Below are 26,375 nucleotides of genomic sequence, written 5' to 3'. Positions count from 1 at the left end.
TCCTCACTCTGACTTCCTCGCCACAGCGCAGTAGCCCCACCGCGACCCATCACTGTCCGCGGCTTCGGGGTCTTCGGCGCCCCACATGCCGACGTAGGTGAGGTCCGCCCGCGCCCCCTCGTACGGCGGGACGATCTCCAGGCCGGTGAAGAAGCGCTCGATCTCCGCGCGGGTCCGCGGACGGGCGCCGGCCGAGGCGCGGGAGTACACCTCCCGGACCGTGCCGACCGCCCTGTCGACCTGCCGGTCACTGGTGATGGACGACAGGGCCAGGTAGCTGCCGGGCACCAGCCGGTCCATGTAACGCCGGATGAGGCCCCACGGGTCGTCCTCGTCCGGCACGAAGTGGGTCAGGGCCACCGCCAGGAGCGCGACCGGCTCCCCGAAATCGATCATCGCCAGGGTGTCCTCGTGCCCGAGCAGACCCTCCGGATCGCGGAAGTCCGCCGCGATGAACGCCGTCCCGGACGAGCCGGCCAGCAACTCGTTCGCATGTACCGCGACCATCGGATCGTTGTCGGCGTACAGGACCCGCGCGTCGGGCGCGACCGCCTGCGCCGCGTCGTGAGTGTTGTTCATCGTCGGCAGGCCGGCGCCGATGTCGATGAACTGCCGGATGCCCTGCTGGGCCATCCACCGCACCGAACGCTGCAGGAACCCCCGGTTCGCCCAGGCCGCGTCCTCGAGCTCGGGCATCTGCGCGCGAACCGCCTCCGCGGCCTTCCGGTCGACCTCGTAGTTGTCCGTGCCGCCGAGGATGTAGTCGTACATTCGGGCCGGGCTCGGGACCGTGATGTCCACACCAGGTGGAGCCTTTTCGATGTCGCTCACCGTTTCGCCTCCGTCGCCGCAACTTGTGATGCACGAATTATGAAACATGTCCGTTCCCCCGGGGATGGTTCCGCCGGGTCCGGCCGCCGGTGACGGTTCGCCGCGTCCGGCCGCCCGGCGAGGATGCGGGGGTTCGACCCGCAGGTCAGGGGCATGACCGGGGCTATCGCATCGGACGGAGGGGGGACGACCATGAAGACCGCGCCGGAACTCGCGCTGAGGCAGCTCACGATGCAGTTCATCGGCAACGCGACCACGCTGCTGCGCTGCGGGCCGTTCACGCTGCTGACCGACCCCAACTTCCTGCACCGCGGGCAGCGCGCGTACCTCGGGCACGGGCTGACCTCGCGGCGGCTGACCGAGCCCGCGCTGAGCGCCGACGAACTACCGCAGCTGGACGCCGTCGTCCTGTCCCACCTGCACGGCGACCACTGGGACCGGGTGGCCCGCGCGAAGCTCGACCGGGGCCTGCCGATCATCACCACACCGCACGCGTCCCGCCGCCTGCAAGGCCGGCACCGGTTCCGCCACACGGTCGGCCTGCGCTTCTGGGAGTCGCACACCCTCGTCAAGGACGGGGCGCTGCTGCGGATCACCGCCATGCCCGGCCGGCACGCGCCCGGCCCCGCCAAGATGCTCCTCCCACCGGTCATGGGCAGCCTCCTGGAGTTCGGCCCCGCCACGGGCGACGTCCAGTTCCGCCTCTACATCACCGGCGACACCCTCATGTTCGACGGAATCCAGCAGATCGCGCGCCGCAACCGCGACATCGACCTGGCCGTCCTGCACCTGGGAGGCACCAAGCTGCCCGGCGGGCTCCTCGTCACCATGGACGCCGCGCAGGGCGCCGACCTGCTGGAGACGATCCGCCCCGCGAACGCCGTCCCGATCCACTACGACGACTACACCGTGTTCACGTCGTCGCTGGACGACTTCCGCCGCGAACTCGAGCGCCGCGGCCTGGCCGGAGACGTCACCTACGTCGACCGCGGCCAGACGCACACGTTCACCCCCCACCGGAGCTGACCTCGCTCGGATCGCGAGTGGTCTTCCATCGGCCGGGCCGATGCTGCGGCCATGCGCGAATCGACCCAGATCCTGATCATCGGCGGCGGGCCCGCCGGATCCACCGCGGCCTCCCTGCTGGCCCGCGAGGGATTCGAGGTGACCCTGCTGGAACGCGACACCTTCCCCCGCTACCACATCGGCGAATCCATCCTGCCGTCCTGCCGTCCGATCTTCGAGCTGACCGGGGTCTGGGACAAGGTGCAGGCGCACGGCTTCCAGCCCAAGGGCGGTGCCTACTTCCAGTGGGGCCCCGAGGAGTGGGAGGTCAACTTCTCCGACCAGGGCTCCGACAACGTCAACGCCTGGCAGGTCGTCCGCAGCGAGTTCGACAAGATCCTGCTCGACCACGCCCGCGAGCTGGGCGTGGAGGTCGTCGAGGGCGTGGGCGTCCGCGAGATCGAGTTCGACGGCGACCGGGCGGTCGCCGCGCAGTGGCAGGAGGCCGGGCGGCCCGACGTCCGCGGCCGGATCGCGTTCGGGCACGTCATCGACTGCTCGGGGCGCGGCGGCGTGCTGGCCACCCGCCACCTGAAGAACCGCCGCTTCCACGGCGTGTTCCGCAACGTCGCGACCTGGGCGTACTGGAAGAACTTCAAGCCGCTCGGCAAGGGGCCGGAGGGCGCGATCGCCATCCTCTCGCTGCCGAACGGGTGGATCTGGGGCATCCCCCAGCACGACGGCAACCTGAGCGTCGGCCTGGTGACCGGGCGGGACCTGTTCAACGACAGCCGCGCCCGGCTGGACGGCGACATCCAGGCGGTCTACGACGAGGCGCTCGCCCAGTGCCCGGCCATCCAGAACATGCTCGACGGCGCCGAGCAGGTGACCGGGATGAAGACCGAGCAGGACTACTCGTACGTGTCCGAGAGCTTCGCCGGCCCCGGGTACCTGCTGTCGGGCGACTCCGCGGCGTTCCTGGACCCGCTGCTGTCGTCCGGCGTCCACCTCGCCACCTACAGCGCCATGCTCGGCGCGGCGTCCGTGGCGAGCGTGCTGCGCGGCGAGGTCGCCGAGGAGGACGCGTGGCGGTTCTACGAGACCGTCTACCGGCACGCCTACGAGCGGCTCCTCCTGCTCGTGTCGGTGTTCTACGAGAGCTACCGGGGCAAGGAGTACCACTTCTACAACGCCCAGCGGCTGACGTCCGACGAGCGCGACCACCTGCACCTCCAGGACGCCTTCGACCGCATCATCACCGGCATCGCCGACATGGACGACGCCGAGAACGCCTACAAGGCCGTCCGGGAGCACCTGCAGGGGGCCGACAGCGGCGACCCGAACCCGCTGAACAACCTCAACCGGGTCCACGAGATCAAGGCGTCGCCGTTCGACCCGGACAACGCCGTCGGCGGCCTGTACCTGGTGACCCGGCCGCAGCTCGGGCTGGGGCGCGCCGACGCCGCGAAGGCGAGCTGACCGGGAACGCGAGCCGATCGGGGACACGCGAGCGGCGCACCACGCGGGGGGCGTGGTGCGCCGTTTCGCGTCCCGGGCGAGGGACGGGCTCAGGTGAGGGACGCCGCCTGGGCCAGGCCGCGGACGGTCCCGGGCCGGTCGGCGAGCGGCGGGAGCGCGGCGAACACGCCCGTCAGGCCGGCCGCCTCGAGCCGGCCGAGATGCTCGGCCACCTGCGCGACGTCGCCGGTGATGCCGGTCATGCCGAGCGCGAGGTCGACGAGCCCGAGCTCTTCGAGGAGCGTGGCGTTCTTCCCGCCGACGGTGTGGTCCCACACGTCGTAGCGCCGCTCCATCTCCTCCACCGCGCCGAGCAGCTCGGGCGGGACGGTCCCGCGCATGTGCGGTGACTTCAGCCGCAGCGCGACGTCGGAGGCCAGCGCGGCACCGATCTCGGCGTTGGCCTCGGCGCGGGTCCCCTTGACCGAGATGAAGCTGAACCCCCAGATCTGCACGGCCCCCGGATCGCGTCCGGCCTTCTCCGCCGCCTCCCGGACGGCCGCGACCTTCCGCGCCACCCGCTCCTCCGACATCCCGACGGTGGTGACGACCCCGTCCGTCAGCTCACCGGCCAGGCGGAGGCTCGCCGGGTAGTCGGCGGCGACGAAGATCGGCATGGGGCGGACGCGGGTCAGGGCCTCGGTGTCGTACCCGTCGACGTGCGCCGACCCGCCGTCCAGGACGGCGCGCACGGCCGTGACGTAGTCGCGCAGTTCGGCGGGCGTCGCGACCGGGGAGCGCCCGACGACGCGCCGGACGCTGCCGCCGTTGCCGAGGGCGAGCATCATCCGCCCGCCGGTCAGCTCGTCGAGGCTGGAGACGGCGGTGGCGGTGGCGACGGGGTGGCGCAGGAACGGCGTGGTGACCATCGGCGTCAGCGTCGCGTTCCGGCTCTCCTGCGCGGCGACGGTGAGCGAGACGTACAGCTCCCAGGCGCGGGCGGGCGTGTCCCCGACCCCGATGACGTCATAGCCGAGGGCGTCGGCCAGCCGGACCAGATCCCGGAATTCGGTGAGATCGTCCGCCCATTCGATGATCGCTCCCAGTTTCAAGAATCAGCCCTCCCGGAATTAGCCGCACACCGATTCCTTAAAGATAGATATGGCCGATAGGGCGCGCAATAAGGCTCAAGGCGTCGTCGAGTCGTCCTCGACCGGCGACTTACAGAGCGGGCGGAACTCCTCCGGCGGCGCGGATTCCATTTCCATCGAGGCTCGACCGGCACCCCATCCCTTTTCCGGACGATGGCGGCCACAGCCAGTCCGTGCACGAGTGCGAGGAGAGTTCGAATGGACATCGGAGTCTGCCTGCCGACGACCGTCCCCGGTGCCGGCGGCGCGCAGCTGATCGAGTTCGCGCGCCGCGCGGAACGGCTCGGATTCCACAGCCTGACGGTGGTCGACCGGGTGGTCTACGACAACTACGACCCCATCGTGACGCTGTCGGCCGCCGCGGCGGTCACCGAGCGGATCAGGCTGACGACGGCGATCCTGCTCGCCGCGTCCCGGCCGAGCACCGTGGAGCTGGCCAAGCAGCTCGCCAGCCTGGACCGGCTGTCGGGCGGGCGGCTGGTCGTCGGCGTGTCCTCCGGGATGCGCGAGGACGACTACACCGCCACGGGCACCGACCACGCGAGCCGCGGCCGCCGGCTGGACGCGATGATCGAGGAGCTCCGGGAGGTGTGGCGGGGCGAGGGCCCGGTGCCCGGCGTCGGCCCCCGCCCGGTGAACGGCGACATCCCGATCTGGGTCGGCGGCCACTCGCCGGCCGGGCTGCGCCGCGCGGCCCGGTACGGGATCGGGTGGATCTCCCCCGGCGGCCCGCCGCAGAAGTACCCGGAGGTCGTCAACCGGGTCAAGGAGCTGTGGGCGGAGGAGAAGCGCGACGGGTCGCCGCGGATGGGCGCCAACTGCTACGTGGCGCTCGGCCCCGGCGGCAAGGAGGCGGCCACCGAGCACATGATGAAGTACTACTCCTACATGGGCGAGATGGCCGCGCACCTGGCCAAGGGCGCCATCTCGGACGAGTCGATGCTCCGGGACGTCGTCGACGGCTACGCGGCCAACGGCTGCGACGAGCTGCTGCTCCTGTCCGTCACCGCCGATCCCGATCACCTGGATCGGATCGCCGGCGTCGTGTTCCGCTGAGCGGGGTGGACCCCATGGAAGCGACCCCGGGACCGGCCCCGCGCACGATCATCATCGGCGGCGGCATCGGCGGGCTCGCCCTCGCGCAGGGCCTGCGGCAGGCGGGTTTCGACGACGTCGTCGTGCATGAGCGCGACCACTCGCCGGTGGGGCGGATGCAGGGCTACCGGCTGCGGATCAGCCCCGAGGGCGAGCGGGCGCTCCGCGAATGCCTGCCCCGCCGGGCGCAGGACCTGCTCGTGGCGACGTCCAACGCCCGCAGGCAGGAGGGCCTGGTCGCCTACGACGAGCAGCTCGTCAAGGCGTGGGCTCCCGAGTTCAGCGACCCGCGCGGCGACGACCCCGACAAGGTGGACGCCGTCGACCGGGTCACGCTGCGCCGCGTCCTGCTCGCGGGCCTCGGCGACGCGGTGCGCTGGGGCAGCCGGTTCACGCACTACGAGGAGGTGGGCGGCAAGGTCGTGGCGCACTTCGCCGACGGCCACCGCGACACCGGCGACCTGCTCATCGCCGCGGACGGGGCGAACTCGCAGGTGCGCGCCCAGCTGCGGCCCGGCGACCGGCACCACGACCTCGGGGTGCGGGCGATCCTGACCCGGACGCCGCGGGCGACGGCGATCGGCGCCGGCATCCCGGACGTGCTGCGCGACCAGTTCGTCAACGTGACCGCCCCCGACGGGGTCCGGCTCGCGTGGATGCCGATGGTGTTCCGCACCCCGCCGCGGGAGGCGGCGGCACGGCTGTGGCCGGGCCTGGAGTTCGACGAGACCGACGACTACTACATGTCGGTCTTCAGCGTCCACCAGGACCACCTGGGGCTCTCCGACGACGCGTTCTTCGCGATGAGCGGCGCGGACCTGTGCCGGCTGGTGCTCGACAAGACCGCCGGCTGGCACCCGGACCTGCGCGCCGTCTTCGCCCACGCCCAGCCGGAGGAGACCTACCCGCTCGCGCTGCGGGCCACGATGCCCGTCGAGGCGTGGCCGGCCGGGCCCGTGATCCCGCTCGGGGACGCGGCGCACACGATGCCGCCGACCGGCGGGGTCGGCGCCAACACCGCGCTTCGCGACGCGGCGGGTCTGTGCCGGGCGCTCACCGCCGCCTTCCGGGGCGAGCGGGAACCGGCGGACGCCGTCACCGGCTACCAGCGGGAAATGGTCGGATACGCGACGGAGGCGATCGACATGTCGCTGCGGATCGCCAAATGGTCAATGAAGAAGATCGACGTCAACGAGACCGAGCAGTCCACCACACCGGCGCAATGAGGCAATGAGGCAATGAAGCAATGCGGAGAATGAGGAGAACGCAGTGACGACCACCGCCCCGGACACCGGAACCCCATCCGGAATTCTGCAACTCGCCAACGCCTTCTGCGACGCGAAGGCAGTACTGACCGCCGTCGAACTCGGCCTGTTCACGACGCTGCACGACAATCCGGCAGGGCAGGAGGAGATCCGGGGGGCTCTCGGGCTGCACGGCCGGGGCCTCGCCGACTGGCTCGACCTTCTCGTCGAGCTGGACCTGCTCGCCAAGGAGGACGGCCGCTACCACAACCGGCCCGGCGCGGACCGCTACCTCGTGCGCGGCCAGGAGTCCTACATCGGCGGGTTCATCGAACGTTCCAACCGCAACCTGTACCCGGCGTGGGGGCGGCTGTCCGAGGCGCTGCGCACCGGCGAGTCGCAGACGGGCAGCAGCTTCGATGCGGTCGTCCAGAACCCGAAGATCCTCGGCCAGTTCATCCACTCGATGGACGCGTTCACGCGCGTGCTGGGCCCGCAGCTCATCTCCGCCTACGACGGCTGGTCCGGGTACGGGTCGGTGCTGGACGTCGGCGGCTGCCGGGGCGCGCTGACGGCGCAGATCGTCAAGGCGCACCCGCACCTGTCCGGCAAGGTGTTCGACCTGCCGCAGATGGAGCCGTTCTTCGACGAGCTGGTGGCCGAGAAGAGCCTCGCCGACCGGGTGACGTTCCACGGCGGCGACTTCTTCGCCGACCCGCTGCCGTCCGCGGACATCGTCGTCCTCGGGCACGTCCTGCACGACTGGGACCGCGACCAGCGCGGCCTCCTGGTGCGCAAGGCGTACGAGAGCGTCAACCCCGGCGGGGTGCTGCTGGTCTACGACCGCATCCTCGACCGCGCGTCCAGCCGGTCCGCGAACCTGCTGGTCAGCCTGGACATGCTGCTCGTCACCGACGGCGGCTCGGAGTACGGGGTCGGCGAGCTGCGCGAGCACATGGAGGGTGCCGGGTTCACCGGCGTCACCGCGCAGGACCTCGGCGAGGACGACACCCTGGTGATCGCCCGGAAGGCGCGCTGATCCAGGTCGGAAAACGGATCCAGGCCAGGGAGCGGCCGTGCCCGCGGCTCCGCCGGGCGCGGCCGCTCCGCTCTGTGTCCGTACAGGCATCACCACAGGCATCACGTTGAGGAGGCGACCGATGTTCCTGGTTTTCGGATCGACGGGTGGGGTGGGGCGGCACGTCGTGGCCGGGCTCGCCGCCGCCGGCGAACGGGTCCGCGCGTTCACCCGCGATCCCGGACGGGCCCGCCTCGGCGGGTCCGCCGAGGTCTTCGCCGGAGACCTCAAGGACTCCGGCGCCGTCCTGGAGGCCCTCCGGGACGTGGACGCCGTGTTCATGGCCACCAGCCCGGACGCGCTCGAGCACGAACTGGCCGTCGCCGACGCGGTACGTGAACGCGGCGTCGGCCGGGTGGTGAAGCTGTCGTCGGTGGCGGCGAACCCGCCCGTCGCCGGCACCGACTCCTACGGGCGGGCGCACGCGGCGTCCGAGGAGGCGTTCGCCAAGTCGGGCGCGGAGCTGACCGCGCTGCGCCCCGCCGGGTTCGCGACGAACGTCCTGCAGTGGCGCCGGTCGATCGCGTCGCAGGGCAAGGTGTTCCAGCCGTACGGCGACGTCGCCCGCGCCATCATCGACCCGGCGGACGTGGCGGCGTGCGCGGTCGCGTGCCTGACGGGCAGCGGGCACGGCGGACGGTCCTACCAGCTCACCGGCCCGGAGGCGCTGACGGCGCCGGAGCTGACGGCGCGGCTGGGCAAGGCGCTCGGGCGGCGGCTGGAGTTCGTCGGCGTGGACCCGGCGCAGGCCAGGGAGGGGATGACCCGCGCCGGGATGCCGCCGGACCTGGTGGACGGGCTGCTGGCCTCGATGGCGGAGCCGGGCCCGCTGCGCGGCGGCGTCCCGCACCCGGACGCGGAACGCCTCCTCGGCCGGCCGCCCGCGACGTTCGAGACGTGGCTGGCCCGCCACCTGGACGACTTCCGCGACCAGACCCCGTAACCACGACCAGACCCCGTAACCACCGGGAACTGAGCGGGCCCCTCGGAGATGACCACCCGAGGGGCCCGCCGCCTGTGCGGGCTTTCGCGCTGTGCGGGGTCTCGCGCTGTGCGGGGTCAGACGGTGGCGCCTGGCCTGGCCGCGCGGATCACCTTGCGGAGGCCGGGTGCGGTGGGCGGGGGCCCGTCCGCCTCGGAGTCCTCGCGGCGCTGCCGGGCGCGCACCGCCAGGTCCGAGTTGCCGAGGACGGCGTCGGCGGGGCCGACGAGGTTGACGCGGCGGTTGAACGCGCGGCCGAGTTCGACGTCGAGCAGCACACCGCTCGCCACGCCCTCCGCGATGAGCCGCTGCCGTTCCATCTCCGCCCGGTCGTGCTCCGGTACGTCCTCACCCGTGATGCGGTAGATGCGGGCGCGGTCCATGGCCGCCGACTCGCGGTAGACGGCGTCGGCCTCGCGTCCGACCGCGTCCTCGTACGCGACGGCCATCGCGGCCGGGTCGCCGCCGTGGCGCCCGACGCAGGCCGCGGCCGTGAAGGCGTAGGTCAGCGCCATCGCCGCGCCCCACCCGTAGGCGGGGTTGGTGGTGCACAGGGAGTCGCCGACGGGCAGGAGGCCGAGGACGGCGGGCTCCCCGTCCACCACGTAGCGCCTGCGGACGTTGTGGTGCCCGCCCATGATCTGCACGCCGTCGAGCGGGGTGCCGTTGGACGGGTCGACCCAGGGCGCCACGTCCGGGACGGCGCGCGCGGCGGCCTCGAACGCCCACGTGTTGCGCAGCAGCCGCAGGTCCTCGTCGCCGGGATGCCCCTCGAAGCAGATCGCGAACGTGTCGTTGTCGCCCGGGAAGCCGATGTAGGAGATGCCGTCGGCCTCGCCGCGCAGCGTCGCGACGGCCGTCTTGGGCAGGTCGCAGCCGGGTGTGAACCGGTAGTAGCGGCTGAAGTAGACGGTCTGGCAGTCCTGGACGTCCGCGGCGACGGGCACGCCCTCGGCGGCGAGCCAGCGGGGTATGGGCGTGCGCTGCCCGCCGCAGTCGAGCACGACGCCGGCGGGCAGCTCGCCGCCGCCGGCCAGCCGGACGCCCGTCACGCGGGGCGGCTCGCCGGGCGTCCGCAGGAAGGTCAGGCCGGTCGCGACGGCCGGGCATGCGAAGGTGACGCCCGCCTCGGCCTCGGCGGTGCGGCGCAGCGCGAGCTCGAACGCGGCGCGCCGCGCCCACAGGTTGGCGAAGTCGTCGTCGGACGGCCGCCACAGCTCCTCGGGGATGAGCCGCTTGAAGAGGTTGATCACCTCGATGCCGCCGCCGCGGAGCCGTTCCAGGACGTCCGGCGCGTGCTCGGCGAGCAGGTTGCGGGTCCTGGCGGAGAAGCCGTGCGGCAGCCGGAACTGGGGGACGCCGCGCCGCCGCCAGTCCATGAACGGGTCCCGGTCGTCCGGCGGGGCGGGGTCGCGCTCGACCACCGTCGCGGGCAGGCCGCGCCGGGCCAGGGCGATCGCCGCGGCGAGGCCGGCGACGCCACCGCCGAGGATGACGATCCGTGGGTCGTCCGTGGTCGCCCGGGCTTGCGTCACGGCTGCTCTCCTCGTGCTGGGCAGGGCGCCGGCGGCAGGGACGGCGCACTTCCGGATCGTCGCCGGGGAACGTCCACGCCCGGTGGAGGAGCGCTCGAAGGGCACTCGCCGGAGGCGTGGCGTCGCTCGCCGGAGGCGAGTGCGCCTCTAGCCGCCCGTGCGAGCCTCGCCGTGGGAAGGATGGAGGTCGATCATGGACGAGACCGTTCCGGTGCTCATCGTCGGCGGCGGCTACGCCGGGCTGGCGTCCGCACTGTTCCTGGCGCACCACGGGGTGCGCTCGATTCTGGTGGACCGCCATCCGGACGTGTCGGTGCAGGGCCGCGCGCGCGGGATCAACCAGCGGACGATGGAGCTCTACCGGCCGCTCGGCGTCGAGCCGCTGATCCGGGAGGCGGGCCGGCCGTTCGACGGGGAGTCCGGCGTCGTCCGGTGCGAGTCCCTGTCCGGCGAGTGGAACTGGCTGCTCGGCGAGGAGGCGCGGACGTCGCTGCCCGACGTGACGGCGTGCGAGTTCGAGATGGCCGACCAGCGCACCGTGGAGCCGATCCTCATCGAGGCCGCGCGGGCGAAGGGCGCCGACATCCGGTTCGGGACCCGGTGCCTCACGGTCAACCCCGACGCCGGCGGCGTCACCGTCGAGATCGGGGACCGCGACGGCGGGCGGCGGCGCGTCATCCGCGCCGGCCACGTCATCGCGGCGGACGGTTTCCGCGGCCGGACCGGGCCGTCGGCGGGCATCGTCCGCGAGGGTCCGGGCGTCACGCAGAGCTGGGTGACGTTCGTCGTCCGGGCCGACCTGTCGGACATCGTCACCAAGCGCGCGATGTTCTGGATCGTGGTCAACCCCGAGATCGGCGGCTTCGGGTCGTTCCTGACGACCGCCGTCCCCGGCCAGTGGGCGATCAGCTTCACCTACGACCCGGCGGAGGAGTCGCCGGACGACTTCACCGACGACCGCTGCCGCAAGGCGGCCCGCGCGGTGATCGGCGCGGACGTGCCGCTGGACATCGTGGATATCGCCTGCTGGGAGGAGGCGGTGGGCGTCGCGGACCGGTTCCGCGCCGGGCGGGTGTTCGTCGTCGGCGACAGCGCGCACGTGTGGCCGCCCGCGGGCGCGATGGGCGCGAACGCCGCCGTGCAGGACGCCCACAACCTCGCCTGGAAGCTCGCCGCCGTGACCGGCGGCTGGGCGTCGGACGGGCTGCTGGACACCTACGAGGCGGAACGGCGGCCCGCCGCGCTGGCGCTCGCGGACATCACCGTCCGCCGCCAGCAGGCCAGGTTCGGCGACGAGCCCGACGGCGACGACGTGGACGACGTCCTGTGCACGTTCGGGCAGCGCTACGACTCCGCCGCCGTCATCGGCGCCGGGCACGGCCCCGTCTACGGCGGCGGCCTGGACCAGGGCGCGGCGCCCGGCACACGCGCACCGCACCTGTGGCTCGACATGCTCACCGGGGCCACGGACGGCGGGCGGATTGACGGCGAGCGGATCACCGTCCACGACCTGTTCCATGACGCGTTCGTTCTGCTCACCGGCGAGGACGGCGCGGCGTGGACGGACGCGGCGGACAAGATCGCCGCACATTCCGGCGTCCCGCTGCGCGCGTACCGGGTCGCCGGGCCGGCGGACCGCGGGCGCCGGGACGCCGCCGAGCTCTTCGATGTCGAGGGCGTCTTCGACGCCCGCTACGGGCTGGGCCGCGCCGGCGCCGTCCTCGTCCGCCCGGACGGGTACGTCGCCTGGCGGTGCCCGTCGGCGGCCGGTGACCCGCACGCGCAGCTCACCGAGGCCCTGCACCGCGTCCTGCACCCGTCCGCGCGGGCCTGAACGGAGGTTCCGCCCCGGCCCGGCGCCGCGGGGGCTCGGCGTGGGCCGGGGGCGGAACTTGGCTAGCTTCCGGCGGCGGCCGCCGTCTGCGGCGACGTCACCGGGGCGTCCCAGTCGATGAGGTAGCGCTGCTCGGGACCCAGCGTCTTCTCCGGGTTGAGGAACGTCTTCATCATGATGGGCATCATCAGCTTCATCATCGCCTTGGCGAACGTGCCCATCGTCTTGCTGCTGTTGGTCTTGTTGCCGCGGTCGATGACCTTCTCGACCCGTTCGCGGCGCAGCTCCTCGTAGGTGGCGAAGGCGCTCTGCGGGTCGGGGAGGTCGCGCAGGCAGCGGGCGAGCTGCACGGCGCTCTCGATGGCCTGCGAGGCGCCCTGGCCGGAGCTGGAGGACGGCGCGTGCGCGGAGTCGCCGACCAGCACCATCCGCCCCCGGTGCCAGGTCGGCACCTTCGGCATGTTCTCCAGCGAGCCGAGCACGGCCAGGTCGCCGGCCTCGGTGCGCGCGAGGATGTCGCTGCACGGCTTGTCGTCGGCGTACAGCTCGCGCAGCCGCGCGAGCCAGTCGGCCTTGGACGTCTCGCGCGCCTCCGCCGACGACAGCGGCCGGTCGTGGGGCAGGTTCGCGAACCAGGCGGTGCGGTCGTCGGGCTGCACCCAGTAGCCGAAGAAGCCGCGCTTGCCGAAGACGAAGTACGACGACTCGCGGTCGGACGGGACGGCGATGTCGGCGGCCGCGCCGAAGTTCAGCAGCCGGGTCGTGTCGGGCTCCGGCGCCTTCGGGTCGATCAGCCTGCGGACGGTCGACCTGATGCCGTCGGCGCCGACGAGCACGTCGGCGGTCGCGGTGGTGCCGTCGTCGAACCGGGCCGTGACGGCGTCCGGCGACTCCTCGACGTCGACGAGCCGCTTGCCGTACTCGACGCGGATGCCCTGCCCCGCGGCGGTCTCGTGCAGGACGCGGCACAGCGTGTCCCGCCACAGCCCGCGGCTCGGCGGCAGGCCCTCCAGCCCGGGGAACTCGCCGATCTTCTCGCCGAACCCGTCGTACATCTGCCCGCGCGTCAGCGGCTGGCCGATGCCGAGCGCGGCCTCGTACGCGCCGATGATCTTGAGGGCGTTGAGCCCGTTCGGCGCGATCGTGAGCGTGACGCCGACGCCCTCGGCGGTGCTCGCGTACGCCTCGTACACGGTCGCCTCGATGCCGGCCTTCTTGAGCGCCATCGCGGTGGCCGGTCCGGCGATCCCTCCGCCGATGACCAGTGCCGTCCTTGCTGCAGTCATGTTCGGCTCCCAAACAGTTCTTTCCATGTGCGGATGTAGTCCGGGTGCTCCATCGCCTCGATGAGGTCGGCCACGAAACGGCACTCGGCGTCCAGCATGGTGACCCTGTACTGCTCCTCCACCAGGAACACCCACGTGACGCCCTCGGCGGTGGCCGCGTCCACCCGGCCGCGGATCTCGTCGATCTCGGCGGTCAGGGCGGTCAGCCGCGTGTTGAGCAGCCCGGCGGTCTCGTCCGGGGACAGGACGCTCAGCAGCGACAGCGCGACCCCGAAGTGCGGGTACTCGTGCCGCGGCTGCGCGACCAGCTCGCTGAGCCAGTCGTGGAGTTCGGCGCGTCCCTCCCCGGTGAGCGCGTAGACGGTGCGTTCCGGGCGCTGGGTGTCGCGGACGGTCTCCTGCTCGACGATGAAGCCCGCCTTGGCCAGCTGCTTCACCACCATGTAGAGCGAGCCCCGGTTGTAGTTGATGCTGCGGTCCTGCTCGGTCTCCTTCAGCCGCCGGCCGAGCTCGTACGGGTGCATCGGCTCCAGCATCAGCCAGGCGAGCACGGCCAGGGCCAGCGGGTTCCCCACCTTGCGCCGTCTCTCCATCGAAGCCTCCTCACCTCTAGCCAGCTCTGATTATCCAGCCATAAATAGTCAGTGTCAACTATGACATCGCGGACGTACGCCGAAGCCGCCCGTCCCCGGACACGTCAAGGCCCCCGACCTGCACGGCCGGGGGCCTGGACGAGAGGAATCAGTCGTTCACCAGGTGACGGGGACCTCGCTGAAGCCCTCCATGAACCCGCCGAGCCCGCGCGGCAACTCCTCCGCGGGGACGGCGAGGCGGACGTCCGGGAACCGGCGCAGCAGCGTCTCCGTCGCCACCTGCAGTTCCATCCGGGCCAGCGCCGCACCCACGCAGTAGTGGATGCCCGCACCGAACGTCATGTGGTGGTTCTCCTTGCGCCGGATGTCGATCGTGAACGGGTCCTTGAACACCCGTTCGTCGGTGTTGGCGCCCTCCTCCGACAGCAGGACGCTGGTCCCCTCCTTGATCACCGAGCCGTCGGACAGCTCGATGTCGGTCAGGGCGTACCGCAGCGTGCCGATCGACGACCCCATGATCTGCGTGCGCAGCAGCTCCTCGACCGCCGGCTCCACCAGCGACGAATCGGCCTTCACCTGCTCGAACAGGTCCCGCCGGTGCAGCAGCACCGCCGTCCCGGTGCCGATCTGGCTGGCCGTGGTGACATAGCCGGCGATGAGCAGGCTCTGCGTCCAGTGGTGCAGCTCGTAGTCCGACAGCCGGTTGTCGTCCTCGTCCCGGATCTTGATGAGGCTGCCGATGAGGTCGTCGCCGGGATCGGCCCGCTTGGCGACGATCAGGTCCGCCAGGTACGACCACAGGCCCTTGCGGCACTCCTCGACCTCCTCCGGCGGCAGCTTGCTCACCGAGAGGAAGCCGTCCACCAGCCCGCGGAACTTGTCCCGGTCCTCCGGCGGCACGCCCAGCAGCTTGCAGATCACCAGGATCGGCAGCGGGAAGGCCAGCGCCTCGTTCAGGTCGGCCGGCTTCGGCCCGGCCTCCATCGCGTCCAGCAGCTCGTCGGTGACCGACTGCGCGAACGGGCGCAGCAGCTCGATCCGGCGCGCGGTGAACGCCCGCGTGACGAGCCCGCGCATCGCGGTGTGGTGCGGCGGGTCACCGTCGATCTTGGGGTCGACGAACAGGTCGTTGTCCTTGGACACCCGCGCCATGCCCGGACGGGCGATGTTCTTGCTCAGCCGGGGATCGGCGAACAGGCTCCGGACGTCCTTGTAGCGCGTCACCATCACCGCGGTGTCACCGCTCGGGAGCCGCACGTCGACCTGGGCCTTCTCGTGCAGGCCGCGCAACCGTCCGGGGACCTCCATGACCGGGGTCCATTCGAAGGGATAGGGAATCGGGGTGCTCGAACTCATCTGGTCGGCGACCTTTCTCGTCGGCTGCCCGTGATCTGGCCGGCCCCGCCCGTTCACACCGGCCAGGACGGCCGCCGCAGGCAGCATTCGGCGAACGCCCATTCGTAACGGACGCTGATGGAGAACTGCTCGATGATCAGTTGGCGCTGCCGGGCCGAGCAGCCGTCGCCGGCCCGGTCGACCATGTCCAGGAACGCCTGGACGGCGTACCCGTACGACTCGCCCGGGTGGTAGACCTCGATCCACGGCGCGTACCGCGAACCCGGCTCGACGCCGCGCTTCAGCCCGTCGGAGACCTCCGCGTTGAACCACACCATGGGGAGCAGCGCGCCGAGACCGTCGTGGAACGACCGTGCGCTCGCGGCGGCGAAGAACGACGCGTGCGCGTGGGTCGCCGGGTCGACCGGGGCCTGCTCGCCCAGCTTGGGCAGCCCCAGATCGCCGGCCAGGCCCGCGTACGCCTCACGCAGCCGGCCGGCGGCCTCCAGCGTCCCGACGATCGACTGGCCGAGCAGGCAGGCGTCGAGGTCGTCCGGCGCCACCGCGGCACACCGGGCCAGTGCCCGCGCGTAGGCGGGCAGCAGGTGCCCGGTGTCCTGCTGGACGAAATGGGCGAGCGACTCACCCGGCAGGGAACCGTCCCGGAGACCGGACCAGAACGGATGGTCGTGGACCTTCCGCAGGACAGGGTCCCTGATCTCCCTGAGTTCGTCGTGAAGCATCCGTCTCCCCCATCGCAAGGCACGGCTCGGGCTCCGACGCGGACGCTACGGACCGGCGCTCGAAATCTCCTGGAAGGCGTCCCGAGGTCTTGGAACGCGTCCCGAGCCGCCTTCGAGCCGTCCGATGGACATTGCGTCCATGGATCTCGGATTGACGGACAGGCGGGTGCTCATCACCGGCGGCACCCGGGGCATCGGGCGGGCGACCGCGCACGCCTTCGCCGCCGAAGGCGCAAGGGTCGCCCTCACCTTCCACAGCTCCGACACGGCCGCGAAGGATCTCGCGGAGGAGCTGGGCGGCGACGGGCGGGCGCTCGCCCTGCGCTGCGACCTCGCCGACCCCGGCTCCATCCGGCGGGCGGTCCGGGACGTCGAGGACGCCTGGGGCGGCGTCGACGTCGTCGTGGCCAACGCGCAGACCTGGGTGTGGGTCGACCCCGAGAACGTCCCGCCGTACCAGGACCAGCCCATGGACCACTGGCTCGGCCTCTTCCGGGAGAACGTCGAAGGCCATATGTGGACGGTGCGTGAGGCCCTCGGCGGCATGAGGGAGCGCGGCTGGGGACGGATCGCTCTCCTGTCATCCATCACCGCGCACTACGGCAACCCCGGCTCGGAGTTCTACAGCGCGGCCAAGGCCGCCCTGCACGGGTTCGCGCGGTCGCTGATGTGGACGCGCGACGGCGTCCTGGCCAACGTGGTGGCCCCCGGAGCCACCCTCACCGAGAGCCTGGACGCGGTGGACCCCGTCCTCCTTGAGAAGGCGACGGAGGAGACCCCGAGCGGCCGCCTCAGCACGGCCGACGACGTGGCGCGCCTGATCGTCTTCCTGTGCTCCGAAGCGAACGGCAACGTCAACGGCGAAGTGGTCCACACCGCCGGCGGCCGCTGACCAAACCCCGCTCGCCTTGTCAGCATCACCCCAGCCGATCCCGAACCACGAGCCCTGCCACGTACCGGTATCAGCGTCAGCCGGTGCACACAGCCGTGATCCATCACGCCTATGCAAGAGCATCCTGCCCTGGCGGCCCCGGCTGCTGCACTCCTCCGTTCTCGATCAACGGAACTCCCGACGTCGACGAACATGAGGCACAGAAGATTCGAAGGCGGATGCGGCAGCACGATGCCAAGGTGACCGCACGACGGGAAGAGGAGGACTGATGAGCACCTACTGGTTCGAGCTTGAGATCGGGCCGGTCAGCGATCTTGAGGAGGCCGCTGAGCGGCTGTACTCGCGTTGCGGTGACGGTCAACTCTCCGGCGACGAGCAGGGTGGCACCATCCTGTTCTCACGCGAGGCGCGCAACGCGACCGAGGCGATCCTGTCGGCCATCGACGACAGCGAGCGCAGTGGACTGTCGGTGACCGGCGCCATGGAGGACCTGGTCACCATCGACGACATCGCCGAGAAGACCGACAGGTCTGCCCCAGCGTTGGACACTGGACGACCGGTGAACGCGGTCCTGGAGGTTTTCCCACTCCGGCCATTCATCGCGGCAGTCGCATCAAGCTGTACTCCTGGGCACAGGTGTCTCGTTGGCTGGCTGATGCCGGATTCAACACGTGCGACCAGCGAGCGATCCCGGTCGATGATCGCACCTACTTCGGCCAGCGAGAGGTCTCGCTCGTGTCGCTGTCTGCGCAGTTCAAAGGCTATGTGATCCCACAAGTTCCCATCTGGATCGAACGGGGGGAGCGAGCTGCTGTTGAAGCACCGCATGTCCCCGCCCCGGGAGTGGGCCTGATTGCGGTGTTAGCGGCGCCACTCGACTAGGTCTTCGTTGGGCCTGCGCGTCGCCGCGCCCGGGGGGACCGGGGTCTTCACGCTGTCGTCCAGGTGACCGACGGTGATGATGCCCGCCAGGGATACGTCTTCGGGGAGGCCGACCACGTCGGCCAGGGACTTCAGCTCGTCGGTGTAGACGGAGCTGACCATTCCCGTCGCCAGGCCCTCGTTCAGGGCGGCCAGTTGCAGGAGCATGAACAGGGCGCCGCAGTCGAACCACCAGAACGGCACCGGCCAGGGGATCTCGGAGTATCCCTCCCGGATGTCCCCGGCCGCGTTGTAGCGCTCGTGGTAGGAGTCCTCGCGCGTGCACACGTAGAGGTGGACGGGCGCCGAGGCGATCCAGCGGGGGAAACCGAGTTCCACGTAGCGGGCCTCGGCGATGTCGGCGGCCGCCTGCCGCAGCTTCGGGTCGGTGACGACGACGACGCGGTGACCCTGGCTGAAGCCCGCGCTGGGCGCGCGGCGCAGCCCCTCCAGGATGCGCAGGATCGCCTCATCGGAGACGGGCTCGTCGGTGTAGCTGCGCTCCATCCGGCGCCGGCGCAGGACGTCCGAGAAATCCATGCTGGTCTCCTCTTCTCACATGACGCCGTCAGATGGCCAGTTCGACGCCGTAGGTTTCGAGCCACGTGTTGAACTCCAGTGCCATCTCGATGTTCATCCTGCTGACCCACTCGTGGGCGATGCTCGACGGCTCGTCGATCGTGCGGCGCATGGCGGCCGTGTCCAGGAACGGCAGCGCGGGGGACGACGGGTCGGCCAGCATGTCCCGCAGCTCCTCGTGGAGCATCGCCGCGTAGGCCGGGTCCTGGGTGACCGGCCACGGGCTCTTCGTCCGCTTCAGCACCGACTCCGGCACCAGGTCGGCGACGGCCGCGCGCAGGATGCTCTTCTCCCGGCCGTCGAACGTCTTGAACGCCCACGGCGTGTTGTACATGTACTCGACGAGCCGGTGGTCGGCGTACGGCACGCGCAGCTCCAGGCCGTGCGCCATGGAGAGCCGGTCGCCGCGGTCGAGCAGCATCGGCAGCCACCAGGTGAGGGTGGTGTAGGCGACGTCGCGCATCCGGCGTTCGCCGTCGCTCTCGCCGTCCTGGTGCGGCGCCTCGGCCACCGCTTCCTGGAAGTGGTCGGCGTAGTAGACGCCGAGTTCCAGCTTGTCCATGAGCCCGCTGTCGAACAGGCCGCGGCCCTGGCCCTTGGGGGAGCCCGGCTGCCGCGGCTCGTTCGCCGTCCACGGGAACGTCCCGGCGTTCAGCAGTTCGGGGTCGTGCATCCAGTTGTAGCCGCCGAAGATCTCGTCGGCGACCTCACCGGCGAGCGCCACCGTGGAATGCGACTTGATCCGGCGCGAGGTGAGGTAATTGGACGTGTCCATGTCGCCGAGCGTCGTCGGCATGTCCTGCGCCAGCAGCACCTGCCGGCGCGTCTCCCGGTCCATCAGATCGGCGGTGCCCAGCACGATCGGGACGTGGTCGGTGCCGAGATGCCGGGAGACCTCGGCCGCGTACGGCTCGTCGGGGGAGAAGCGGACGTCGTCCGGCTGGAACTTCTTCGCGTACTCGTCGAACGTGGTCACGAACGTCCGGACGCGTTCGCCCTCAAGTTGCCAGCGCCATTTCGCGGCGATCGCGGTCAGGGCACTGGAGTCCACGCCGCCCGAGAGGGCCGTGCACAGCGGGACGTCCGCGACGAGTTCGCGGAGCACGATCTCCTCCAGCAGCGACCGGACATGCCGGACGGTGCCGTCGACGTCCTCGGTGTGCGGACGCGCCTCCAGCCGCCAGTACGTCGTGTCGGTCACGCCGTCGCGTCCCACGGTCAGCAGGTGGCCGGGACGCAGCTCCGCCATGTCGCGGAACACCGCCTGCCCCGGCCTTTTCGCCGTGGCGAACAGCTCCCGCAGCCCGTCGACGTCGACGACCGGGCGGACCAGCCGGTTCGCGAGCAGCGCCTTCGGCTCGGAACCGAACAGGACCCCGTCCGGCCGCACCGAGTAGAACAGCGGCTTGACGCCGAGCCGGTCGCGGACCAGCACCAGCTCCTCGCGGCGCACGTCCCAGATGGCGAACGCGAAGATGCCCTCCAGCCGCTCGGCGAAGCCGGTGCCCCACTCCAGGTAGGCGCGGAGCACCACCTCGGTGTCGCTGCGGGTGCGGAACCGCTGCCCGCACGCCTCCAGCTCGCTGCGCAGCTGCTTGAAGTTGTAGACCTCGCCGTTGTAGACGATCACGGCGAGGGGACGGCCGTCCTCCTCGACGGTCAGCGGCTGCGCGCCGCCGGCCAGGTCGATGATGGACGTCCGGGTGTGCCCGAGGGCGGCGTGCCCCCTGATCCACACGCCCCGCGCGTCCACGCCCCGTTTCGCCAGCGTCTCGGTCATGGCCCGCAGAGTCGGTGCCTCTCCGGCGAGATCACGCCCGAAGTCCACCCAGCCGACGATGCCGCACATCCACGTCTCCCTCTCAGTCGTTCCGGCCGCGGGTCCGCAGCGGGCCCGCTCGATGTGGATCTGATCGATGTGGATCTGGTCGATGGATCTGATCGATGTGGAAGTGGACCTAGTCGATGTGGATCGACCGGGTCGGGCAGCCGCGCGCCGCGGTCCGGACCGCCTGGTGCAGATCGTCCGGCGGGTCCGCGTCCAGGAGTTCGACGGTGCCGTCCTCGTCCTGGTCGAAGACTTCGGGGACGCGGTAGACGCACAGGCTCGCCACCGCACACGTCTCCTTGGTCACGCTCACACGCACCGCACATCACCGTCCCGGATCTTCACCGCCGTGTGGGTCCTGCTGGGCCCTGTTCCCGGTGGAACTGTGCGGGGTGGAGGTCGCGCGACGCTCGAAGATCGGTACAGCACCGGGCCGGGACGTCCGGGCGTCTCGACCGAGGCTCCACCCCGGTGCGGCACGGTCACCGGGACGTGTCGGCGACGGAAGGACGTCCGGTGACTGTGCGCACGGCCCCAGACATCGGTTCTGTGCAGGGCATCCTCCGCCTCGGCAACGCCTACTGCGAGGCGCAGGCGCTGCTGACGGCGGTCGAGCTCGGCCTTTTCACCGCGTTGCACAAGGCGCCCGGCACCGAGCAGGACGTCCGTGACCGCCTGGCCCTCGACGGGCGCGGTCTGCGCGACTTCCTGGCGCTTCTGGCCGGGCTCGGCCTGCTGGAGGAGGAGGGCGGCCGGTACCGCAACGCCGAGGGCGCCGACCGCCACCTGGTCAGCGGCACGCCCGGGTACGTCGGCGGGTCCCTGCTGGGCGCCAAGGCGAACCTGTACCCGCTGTGGAACGGGCTGACCGAGACGCTGCGCACCGGAAGGCCGCGCGCGGAGGCGGACGGCTTCGACGCGATGCTCGGCGACCCCGTGGAGCTGCGGCGCTACGTCCGGATGATGGAGGGCGCGCTGCGGCCGCTCGTCCCGGAACTGCTGAAGGCGGTCGACTGGCCGGCGCACCGGTCCGTCCTGGACGTCGGCGGCTGCGCGGGCGACCTGGTGGGACGGCTCGTCGCCGACCATCCGGGGCTGACCGGGCACGTGTTCGACCTCCCCCAGATGCGGGCCCCGTTCGACGAGCGGATGGCGGCGCTGGGGCTGTCCGGGAGGGCGGTCTTCCACGCCGGTGACTTCTTCCGCGACCCGCTCCCCCGCGCGGACGTGCTGGTCTTCGGGCACGTCCTGCACAACTGGTCGCCGGGACGGCGGGAGATCCTGATGCGCAAGGCGTTCGAGGCCGTCAACCCCGGCGGTGTGCTGCTCGTCCACGACCGGATGCTCACCGAAGGCGGCGCCGACGGCGGCGCCGACGGCGGCGCGGACGGCGGTGTCGACGTGGACGGCCATGTCGCGAGCCTCATCATGGCCCTGGTCACCGAGGAGGGGTCGGAGTACGGCGCCGGCGAACTGACCGCGCTGGCGGACGCGGCAGGGTTCACGTCGACGTCGTGCCGGCCGCTCGCCGAGAACGAGACGCTGGTGCTCTGCCACAAGGGCTGAGCGGCGGCCCCACCCGGGCAGGCGGGTCAGCCGCGCCGGAAGACGGCCACGGCCAGGCCCGCGAAGACGACCATGATGACGGCGCACCAGGCGAGCGCCCGCGGCACGAAGTAGCCGGCGTCGTGCCCGAGGACGTGGACGGCGTGGTCCCCCAGCGTCAGGGCGCGGACGGCGTCGGCCATCGAGGTCATCGGCTGGTTCTCGGCGAACGCGCGGAGCCAGCCCGGCATGGTGTCGACGGGCACGTACGCGCTCGACCCGAACGTCACCGGGAAGACCAGCAGGGACAGGCCCTGCGCGGCCTGCCCGTTGCGGGCCAGAAGGCCCAGCGTGATGAAGACCCAGCTGAACGCGAGCCCGAACACCAGGCACAGGCCGAACGCCGCCAGCGCGGCCAGGGCCGTGCCGTGCGGGCGGAAACCGATGCCGAACCCGACGAGGGCCGCGATCGCGAGGCTCCACGCGAGTACGGCGGTGTCGGCGACGACCCGCCCGGTCAGCACCGCCGCGGACGGCGACGGCAGCGACCGCAGCCGGTCGACGAACCCGGTGTGCAGGTCCTCGGCCATCACGACGGCGGTCCCGATGAGCGTGAACGGCACCCCGGCGGCGATGAAGCCGGGGACGGCGAAGTCGACGTAGTCCAGGCCCTTGTAGGTGCCGAACGCCCCGCCGAACACGTAGCGGAACGTCACCAGGAACCCCACGAGCTGCACCGTCCCGACGATGACGAGCTGGGGGGTGCGCAGGAAGGTCAGCACTGCCCGTTTCGCAACGAGGAACGTGCCCATCGCCAGGCCGGCACCCCGGCCCCCGGCGGTCGCGCTGACGGTCATGGTCGTCTCCTCAGGCGTCGGTGGGGCTGTCAGTGGCGGTCTCGGTGGGGCTGTCGGCCGGGGTTTCGGCGGGGGTTTCGGTGGGGGTCTCGGTCGGGGTTTCGGTGGGGGTTTCGGTGGGGGTCTCGGTCGGGGTTTCGGTGGGGGACGCCTTTCCGGTGAGGGCGAGGAACACCTCGTCGAGGCTCGGGCCGCGCACCCCGATGTCGGCGACCGTCACCCCGGTCGCCTCCGCCGCGCGCAGCCCGTCGACCAGCGCGTGGACGGCCCCGCCGTCGCCGACGCCCGCGCTGACCCGGCGCACCGCCGCGTCGATCTGCGGTTCGTGGCCCGCCCGCGCGAGCACCGCGGCGATCGCCGCCAGGTCCGCCTCGTCGCGCACGTGGACCTCCAGCACGTTGCCGCCCACCCGGCGTTTCAGCTCGGCGGGCGACCCCGCCGCCACCGCGCGGCCGTGGTCGATGATGACGATGTGCCCGGCGAGCCGCTCGGCCTCGTCCAGGTACTGGGTGGTGAGCAGCACGTCGGTGCCGCGTTCGACGAGCCCGTCGATGGCGTCCCACAGGTCCAGGCGCGCCCGCGGGTCGAGGCCGGTCGTCGGTTCGTCGAGCAGCAGCAGCCGCGGCTCGCTCACCATGCTGGCGCCGAGGTCCAGCTTGCGCCGCATCCCGCCCGAGTACGTCCGGACGAGCCGGTCCGCCACGTCCGTCAGGCCGAAGCTCTCCAGGACGGCCGTCGCGGCGGCCCTGGCCGCTCGGGCGGACTGCCCGTACAGGCGCGCGACCAGCTCCAGGTTCTCGCGGCCGGTCATGGCGGGCTCCACCGACGCGAACTGGCCGGCGAGCCCGATGGCGCGGCGCACCGCCCGCGGGTCGCGGCGCACGTCGTGGCCGGCGACCCGCAGCACGCCCGCGTCGGGCTTCACCAGCGTCGCCACGGACCGGACGAACGTCGTCTTCCCCGCCCCGTTCGGCCCGAGGACCGCGACGACCTTGCCCGGCATGACGTCGAGGTCGAGCCCGTCCAACGCCGTCGTCCTGCCGAAACGCTTCACCAGGCCACGCGCCTCGATGGTCGGTCCGGTCATGGCCTGCTCGGCCTCGGTCGGTCTGGTCACCGCCGCCTCCCTCCGCACACCCGGGGGCAGTCGATCACCGCGGGCTTGAGCGGCACTGGAGCCGACGGCGAGCGGCCGGTGGTGCGGTGGTGGCCATGCGCGTCATCTTCGCCACCTGGGCGTGGCCGTCACATCTGTACGCAATGGTCCCGCTCGCGTGGGCCTGCCGGGCCGCCGGGCACGAGGTGCTGATCGCGAGCGAGCCGGAACTGACCGGGACGATCCTGCGCACCGGGCTGCCCGCCGCGCCGGTCGGCCGCGACGTCGACGCGGTCGCCGTCTTCCGCGACATCGTGCATCCGCCGGAGGGGCGGCCGGGCAAGGGCGGCGGCGGCCCGCGCGTCCTCGGGCTGCTGGGCGACCTCGCCGAGTCCATGACCGGTGATCTCGTGAAGCTCGCCGAGGGCTGGCGCGCGGACCTGATCGTGTACGAGCCCACGGCGTTCGCCGGGCCGCTGGCCGCCGCCGCGGTGGGCGTCCCGGCGGTCCGGCACCTGTACGGGGCGGACCTGCTGAGCGGTGCGGGCAGGTTCCTCCCGGACGTGCTCGCCCCGATGTGCGAGAAGCTCGGCCTGGACGGCGTCGAACCGTTCGGCGCCGCCACCGTCGACCCGTGCCCGGCGGGGCTGCAGGTCCCGACCGGCTCCCGGCGGCTGCCGATGCGCTACGTCCCCTACAACGGGCCGGGGGTCCTTCCGCCGCCGAGCCCGCGTCCCGCCGCCCGCCGCCCGCGCGTGTGCGTCACCTGGGGCACCACCTACAGCAGGCTGGACCCGCGGCTGTTCCTCGCCGGGGACGCCGTCCGGGCCATCGCCGGCCTGCCGGTGGACGTGATCGTGGCGGTCGCCCCCGGGCAGCGCGACCTCCTCGGCACGCTCCCGCCGGAGGCGCACGTCGTCGAGGGCGCGCCGCTGCACCTGCTGCTGCCGAGATGCGACGCCGTCATCGCGCAGGGCGGCGCCGGGACGATCCTCACCGCGCTGGACAGCGGGCTGCCGCAGGTACTCGTCCCGCGCCTGCCCGACCATGTGCGGCACGCGGCCCGCATCGCGGAGACCAACGCCGGGGTGGTGCTCCCCGCACCGGGGGTGGAGGCCGCCGCGATCCGGGACGGGCTCACCGCCGTCCTCGACGACCCCGCCCACCGGGACGCCGCGCGGGCGCTGCGGGACGAGATGCGCGACCAGCCGCCGCCCGCGCGGGTCGTCGCCGAACTCGCGCACATCGGCGTGGGCACCACGACCGGCCGGTGACCACCGGGACCGCCTGAACCGCCGCATGACGTCCGCGTCGAGCCGTTCGCGAGCCGCCTTCGATCTCGCGTGGACAGGCTCGGTGCGGGCCGTCCCGGCCGTACGCAGACCACGGACACGAGCAGGCCACACGAGCAGGCCACACGAGCAGGCAACGAACACGAGCAGGCAACGAACACAACGGGAGCACACGGTGGGTTCCTCCCCGGAATTCGAGCACGAGTCCTTCGCGCGGCGGCACCGCGGAGGGATGCTGCTGGAAAGGCACGGCCTCGACCTCTATCCGCATCCCTTCCTGGGCTTCACCCTCTCCCCCGGCCACCGCTCCGACGTCATCAACATCGACGACGAGGGGTTCCGGCTGTCGGACTCCCCGTCGGGCACGGTCGACTGCGCCGGCTGGCTCGCCCGCGGCGGAGGCGGCATCGTGCTCGGGAACTCGGTGGCGCTCGGCCTCGGCGCGACCGCGGACCGGTTCACCCCCGCCTCGCACCTGGCGGACCTGACCGGGATCAGCTGGCTCAACCTCGGCCTGTGCGCGGCGATCTCGCTGCAGGAGGTCATCGCCGCCGCGCCGTTCCTGCACGCCGCGTCCGACGTCGCGATCATCGGCGGCGGCACCGACCTGGTCAACCAGTTCGGCTCGCTAACCCCGGACGGCGCCTACGGGACGATCTCCTACGAGCGGACGTTCGACGACCTCGTCCGCGTCCCGGTGTTCGACCTCGCCGCGCTCGCCGCCGGCAAACCCGTCCCCGACCTGGACGAACGGCGCCTCGCCCCGCGGGCGACCCGGCCGTGGGACCTCGCCGAGGCGCAGGCCCGGATGGAGGACACCGCCCGCCGCAGGCTCCGCGACCTCGCGCTGCTCGCGCGGGCCGCCGCGCCGGGCACCCGGATCGTCCTGTGCCTGCAGCCCCTCGCGACCCCCCGCACCCGCGACCTGACGGCAGCGGAGCGGGAACGCTTCGACTTCGACGCCCCCGTCTTCGGCATCCTCCACAGCACCCTGGAGAAGTGCTGGGACGCCTACGCCGCCCTGCTCGCGGAGGGCTGCGCCGAGCTGGGGGTGTCGTTCCTCAACATGTCCGCCGACCGGTTCGAGGGGGACGCCTTCGCCGACATCGTGCACCCGCACGACGACGGCAACCGGCAGGCGGCGCGGATGATCCAGCGGACCCTCGACGAAGCGCCCCTCCCCACCCTCTGAGCC

The 26,375-nt window shown here is 72.0% G+C and carries 24 protein-coding genes; 12 read left to right on the top strand and 12 right to left on the bottom strand.

Features of this window, described 5'->3' with window-relative positions:
• Positions 1-3: 3 nt before the first annotated feature.
• Positions 4-831, bottom strand: coding sequence for an SAM-dependent methyltransferase (locus tag ACGFIS_RS13900; protein ID WP_392970954.1), 828 nt, complete (start codon positions 829-831; stop codon positions 4-6).
• A 192-nt stretch (positions 832-1,023) separates the two neighbouring features.
• Here ACGFIS_RS13900 and ACGFIS_RS13895 point away from each other — a divergent pair, with 192 nt between their 5' ends.
• Positions 1,024-1,857 (top strand): MBL fold metallo-hydrolase, encoded by an 834-nt coding sequence (locus ACGFIS_RS13895; RefSeq protein WP_392911769.1) that lies wholly within the window; start codon positions 1,024-1,026, stop codon positions 1,855-1,857.
• Between the two features lie 51 nt (positions 1,858-1,908).
• A complete protein-coding gene (locus tag ACGFIS_RS13890; protein ID WP_392970951.1) occupies positions 1,909-3,315 on the top strand; it encodes an NAD(P)/FAD-dependent oxidoreductase in 1,407 nt (468 codons plus the stop codon).
• 89 nt (positions 3,316-3,404) lie between these two features.
• Here the strand turns inward: ACGFIS_RS13890 and ACGFIS_RS13885 are convergent, their stop codons facing one another.
• Positions 3,405-4,406, bottom strand: a complete 1,002-nt coding sequence (locus ACGFIS_RS13885) for an LLM class flavin-dependent oxidoreductase (RefSeq protein WP_392911764.1) — start codon at positions 4,404-4,406, stop codon at positions 3,405-3,407.
• Positions 4,407-4,643: 237 nt separating this feature from the next.
• Here ACGFIS_RS13885 and ACGFIS_RS13880 point away from each other — a divergent pair, with 237 nt between their 5' ends.
• The 4 genes from ACGFIS_RS13880 to ACGFIS_RS13865 all read left to right on the top strand — a co-directional run bounded on the left by ACGFIS_RS13880 (position 4,644) and on the right by ACGFIS_RS13865 (position 8,805).
• Positions 4,644-5,501 (top strand): LLM class flavin-dependent oxidoreductase, encoded by an 858-nt coding sequence (locus ACGFIS_RS13880; protein WP_392911761.1) that lies wholly within the window; start codon positions 4,644-4,646, stop codon positions 5,499-5,501.
• A gap of 14 nt (positions 5,502-5,515) precedes the next feature.
• Positions 5,516-6,766, top strand: coding sequence for an FAD-dependent oxidoreductase (locus ACGFIS_RS13875; RefSeq protein ID WP_392911759.1), 1,251 nt, complete (start codon positions 5,516-5,518; stop codon positions 6,764-6,766).
• A gap of 43 nt (positions 6,767-6,809) precedes the next feature.
• Positions 6,810-7,823, top strand: coding sequence for a methyltransferase (locus tag ACGFIS_RS13870; RefSeq protein ID WP_392911757.1), 1,014 nt, complete (start codon positions 6,810-6,812; stop codon positions 7,821-7,823).
• Between the two features lie 121 nt (positions 7,824-7,944).
• Positions 7,945-8,805, top strand: a complete 861-nt coding sequence (locus tag ACGFIS_RS13865) for an NAD(P)H-binding protein (protein ID WP_392911755.1) — start codon at positions 7,945-7,947, stop codon at positions 8,803-8,805.
• A 116-nt stretch (positions 8,806-8,921) separates the two neighbouring features.
• Here the strand turns inward: ACGFIS_RS13865 and ACGFIS_RS13860 are convergent, their stop codons facing one another.
• The gene (locus ACGFIS_RS13860) at positions 8,922-10,379 is read right to left on the bottom strand and encodes an FAD-dependent oxidoreductase (protein ID WP_392970948.1); all 1,458 of its coding nucleotides are present in this window, start codon (positions 10,377-10,379) and stop codon (positions 8,922-8,924) included.
• A 193-nt stretch (positions 10,380-10,572) separates the two neighbouring features.
• Between ACGFIS_RS13860 and ACGFIS_RS13855 the strand changes: the two genes are divergently transcribed.
• On the top strand, positions 10,573-12,213 hold the full coding sequence (locus ACGFIS_RS13855; RefSeq protein WP_392911750.1) for an FAD-dependent monooxygenase: 1,641 nt from the start codon (positions 10,573-10,575) through the stop codon (positions 12,211-12,213).
• A gap of 62 nt (positions 12,214-12,275) precedes the next feature.
• Here ACGFIS_RS13855 and ACGFIS_RS13850 read toward each other — a convergent pair whose 3' ends face one another.
• From ACGFIS_RS13850 to ACGFIS_RS13835, 4 genes are all read right to left on the bottom strand, one after another.
• Positions 12,276-13,499 carry an FAD-dependent monooxygenase gene (locus tag ACGFIS_RS13850; RefSeq protein ID WP_392911748.1) on the bottom strand — a complete coding sequence of 408 codons (1,224 nt, stop codon included), beginning with the start codon at positions 13,497-13,499 and terminating at the stop codon, positions 12,276-12,278.
• Positions 13,496-14,092: a PadR family transcriptional regulator gene (locus ACGFIS_RS13845; protein ID WP_392911746.1), complete on the bottom strand. Its 597-nt coding sequence runs from the start codon at positions 14,090-14,092 to the stop codon at positions 13,496-13,498. Before ACGFIS_RS13845 ends, ACGFIS_RS13850 begins: the two co-directional genes overlap by 4 nt.
• Positions 14,093-14,248: 156 nt before the next feature.
• Positions 14,249-15,448, bottom strand: coding sequence for a cytochrome P450 (locus tag ACGFIS_RS13840; protein WP_392911744.1), 1,200 nt, complete (start codon positions 15,446-15,448; stop codon positions 14,249-14,251).
• A gap of 53 nt (positions 15,449-15,501) precedes the next feature.
• Positions 15,502-16,170, bottom strand: coding sequence for a TenA family protein (locus ACGFIS_RS13835; RefSeq protein WP_392911742.1), 669 nt, complete (start codon positions 16,168-16,170; stop codon positions 15,502-15,504).
• A 139-nt stretch (positions 16,171-16,309) separates the two neighbouring features.
• On the opposite strand from ACGFIS_RS13835, the gene ACGFIS_RS13830 reads away from it, so the two are divergent.
• The gene (locus ACGFIS_RS13830) at positions 16,310-17,062 is read left to right on the top strand and encodes an SDR family NAD(P)-dependent oxidoreductase (protein WP_392970944.1); all 753 of its coding nucleotides are present in this window, start codon (positions 16,310-16,312) and stop codon (positions 17,060-17,062) included.
• Between the two features lie 268 nt (positions 17,063-17,330).
• The gene (locus tag ACGFIS_RS13825; RefSeq protein WP_392911738.1) at positions 17,331-17,831 is read left to right on the top strand and encodes a hypothetical protein; all 501 of its coding nucleotides are present in this window, start codon (positions 17,331-17,333) and stop codon (positions 17,829-17,831) included.
• Positions 17,832-17,923: 92 nt separating this feature from the next.
• On the opposite strand, the gene ACGFIS_RS13820 is transcribed toward ACGFIS_RS13825, so the two are convergent.
• From ACGFIS_RS13820 to ACGFIS_RS13810, 3 genes are all read right to left on the bottom strand, one after another.
• The gene (locus ACGFIS_RS13820) at positions 17,924-18,523 is read right to left on the bottom strand and encodes a nitroreductase family protein (protein ID WP_392970941.1); all 600 of its coding nucleotides are present in this window, start codon (positions 18,521-18,523) and stop codon (positions 17,924-17,926) included.
• A gap of 28 nt (positions 18,524-18,551) precedes the next feature.
• Complete coding sequence (gene asnB / locus ACGFIS_RS13815) at positions 18,552-20,411, bottom strand: asparagine synthase (glutamine-hydrolyzing) (protein WP_392970938.1); 1,860 nt, start codon at positions 20,409-20,411, stop codon at positions 18,552-18,554.
• A gap of 109 nt (positions 20,412-20,520) precedes the next feature.
• Entirely contained in the window at positions 20,521-20,709 is a 189-nt protein-coding gene (locus tag ACGFIS_RS13810) for a ferredoxin (RefSeq protein WP_392970935.1), read from the bottom strand.
• A gap of 197 nt (positions 20,710-20,906) precedes the next feature.
• Between ACGFIS_RS13810 and ACGFIS_RS13805 the strand changes: the two genes are divergently transcribed.
• Positions 20,907-21,956 (top strand): methyltransferase, encoded by a 1,050-nt coding sequence (locus tag ACGFIS_RS13805; RefSeq protein WP_392970932.1) that lies wholly within the window; start codon positions 20,907-20,909, stop codon positions 21,954-21,956.
• 26 nt (positions 21,957-21,982) lie between these two features.
• Here ACGFIS_RS13805 and ACGFIS_RS13800 read toward each other — a convergent pair whose 3' ends face one another.
• Complete coding sequence (locus ACGFIS_RS13800; protein WP_392911728.1) at positions 21,983-22,792, bottom strand: ABC transporter permease; 810 nt, start codon at positions 22,790-22,792, stop codon at positions 21,983-21,985.
• Positions 22,793-22,802: 10 nt separating this feature from the next.
• Positions 22,803-23,909, bottom strand: a complete 1,107-nt coding sequence (locus ACGFIS_RS13795; protein ID WP_392970929.1) for an ATP-binding cassette domain-containing protein — start codon at positions 23,907-23,909, stop codon at positions 22,803-22,805.
• A 95-nt stretch (positions 23,910-24,004) separates the two neighbouring features.
• Between ACGFIS_RS13795 and ACGFIS_RS13790 the strand changes: the two genes are divergently transcribed.
• Both ACGFIS_RS13790 and ACGFIS_RS13785 read left to right on the top strand, forming a co-directional pair.
• Positions 24,005-25,162, top strand: a complete 1,158-nt coding sequence (locus tag ACGFIS_RS13790) for a nucleotide disphospho-sugar-binding domain-containing protein (protein WP_392970926.1) — start codon at positions 24,005-24,007, stop codon at positions 25,160-25,162.
• A gap of 193 nt (positions 25,163-25,355) precedes the next feature.
• The gene (locus ACGFIS_RS13785) at positions 25,356-26,372 is read left to right on the top strand and encodes a hypothetical protein (protein ID WP_392970923.1); all 1,017 of its coding nucleotides are present in this window, start codon (positions 25,356-25,358) and stop codon (positions 26,370-26,372) included.
• The last annotated feature ends 3 nt before the right edge of the window (positions 26,373-26,375 follow it).

Source organism: Spirillospora sp. NPDC048824, from assembly GCF_043198455.1.
In the GTDB taxonomy this organism is placed as follows: Bacteria; Actinomycetota; Actinomycetes; order Streptosporangiales; family Streptosporangiaceae; genus Spirillospora.
The sequence above is the reverse complement of the archived record's forward strand: the minus strand, read 5'-3'. Positions and strand labels throughout refer to the sequence as shown.

Coding starts and splice junctions, on each gene's coding strand:
- ACGFIS_RS13895 (WP_392911769.1), top strand. CDS start 1,024: ATGAAGACCGCGCCGGAACTCGCGCTGAGGCAGCTCACGATGCAGTTC.
- ACGFIS_RS13890 (WP_392970951.1), top strand. CDS start 1,909: ATGCGCGAATCGACCCAGATCCTGATCATCGGCGGCGGGCCCGCCGGA.
- ACGFIS_RS13880 (WP_392911761.1), top strand. CDS start 4,644: ATGGACATCGGAGTCTGCCTGCCGACGACCGTCCCCGGTGCCGGCGGC.
- ACGFIS_RS13875 (WP_392911759.1), top strand. CDS start 5,516: ATGGAAGCGACCCCGGGACCGGCCCCGCGCACGATCATCATCGGCGGC.
- ACGFIS_RS13865 (WP_392911755.1), top strand. CDS start 7,945: ATGTTCCTGGTTTTCGGATCGACGGGTGGGGTGGGGCGGCACGTCGTG.
- ACGFIS_RS13855 (WP_392911750.1), top strand. CDS start 10,573: ATGGACGAGACCGTTCCGGTGCTCATCGTCGGCGGCGGCTACGCCGGG.
- ACGFIS_RS13850 (WP_392911748.1), bottom strand. CDS start 13,499: ATGACTGCAGCAAGGACGGCACTGGTCATCGGCGGAGGGATCGCCGGA.
- ACGFIS_RS13845 (WP_392911746.1), bottom strand. CDS start 14,092: ATGGAGAGACGGCGCAAGGTGGGGAACCCGCTGGCCCTGGCCGTGCTC.
- ACGFIS_RS13840 (WP_392911744.1), bottom strand. CDS start 15,448: ATGAGTTCGAGCACCCCGATTCCCTATCCCTTCGAATGGACCCCGGTC.
- ACGFIS_RS13835 (WP_392911742.1), bottom strand. CDS start 16,170: ATGCTTCACGACGAACTCAGGGAGATCAGGGACCCTGTCCTGCGGAAG.
- ACGFIS_RS13830 (WP_392970944.1), top strand. CDS start 16,310: ATGGATCTCGGATTGACGGACAGGCGGGTGCTCATCACCGGCGGCACC.
- ACGFIS_RS13825 (WP_392911738.1), top strand. CDS start 17,331: ATGAGCACCTACTGGTTCGAGCTTGAGATCGGGCCGGTCAGCGATCTT.
- ACGFIS_RS13820 (WP_392970941.1), bottom strand. CDS start 18,523: ATGGATTTCTCGGACGTCCTGCGCCGGCGCCGGATGGAGCGCAGCTAC.
- asnB (WP_392970938.1), bottom strand. CDS start 20,411: ATGTGCGGCATCGTCGGCTGGGTGGACTTCGGGCGTGATCTCGCCGGA.
- ACGFIS_RS13800 (WP_392911728.1), bottom strand. CDS start 22,792: ATGACCGTCAGCGCGACCGCCGGGGGCCGGGGTGCCGGCCTGGCGATG.
- ACGFIS_RS13790 (WP_392970926.1), top strand. CDS start 24,005: ATGCGCGTCATCTTCGCCACCTGGGCGTGGCCGTCACATCTGTACGCA.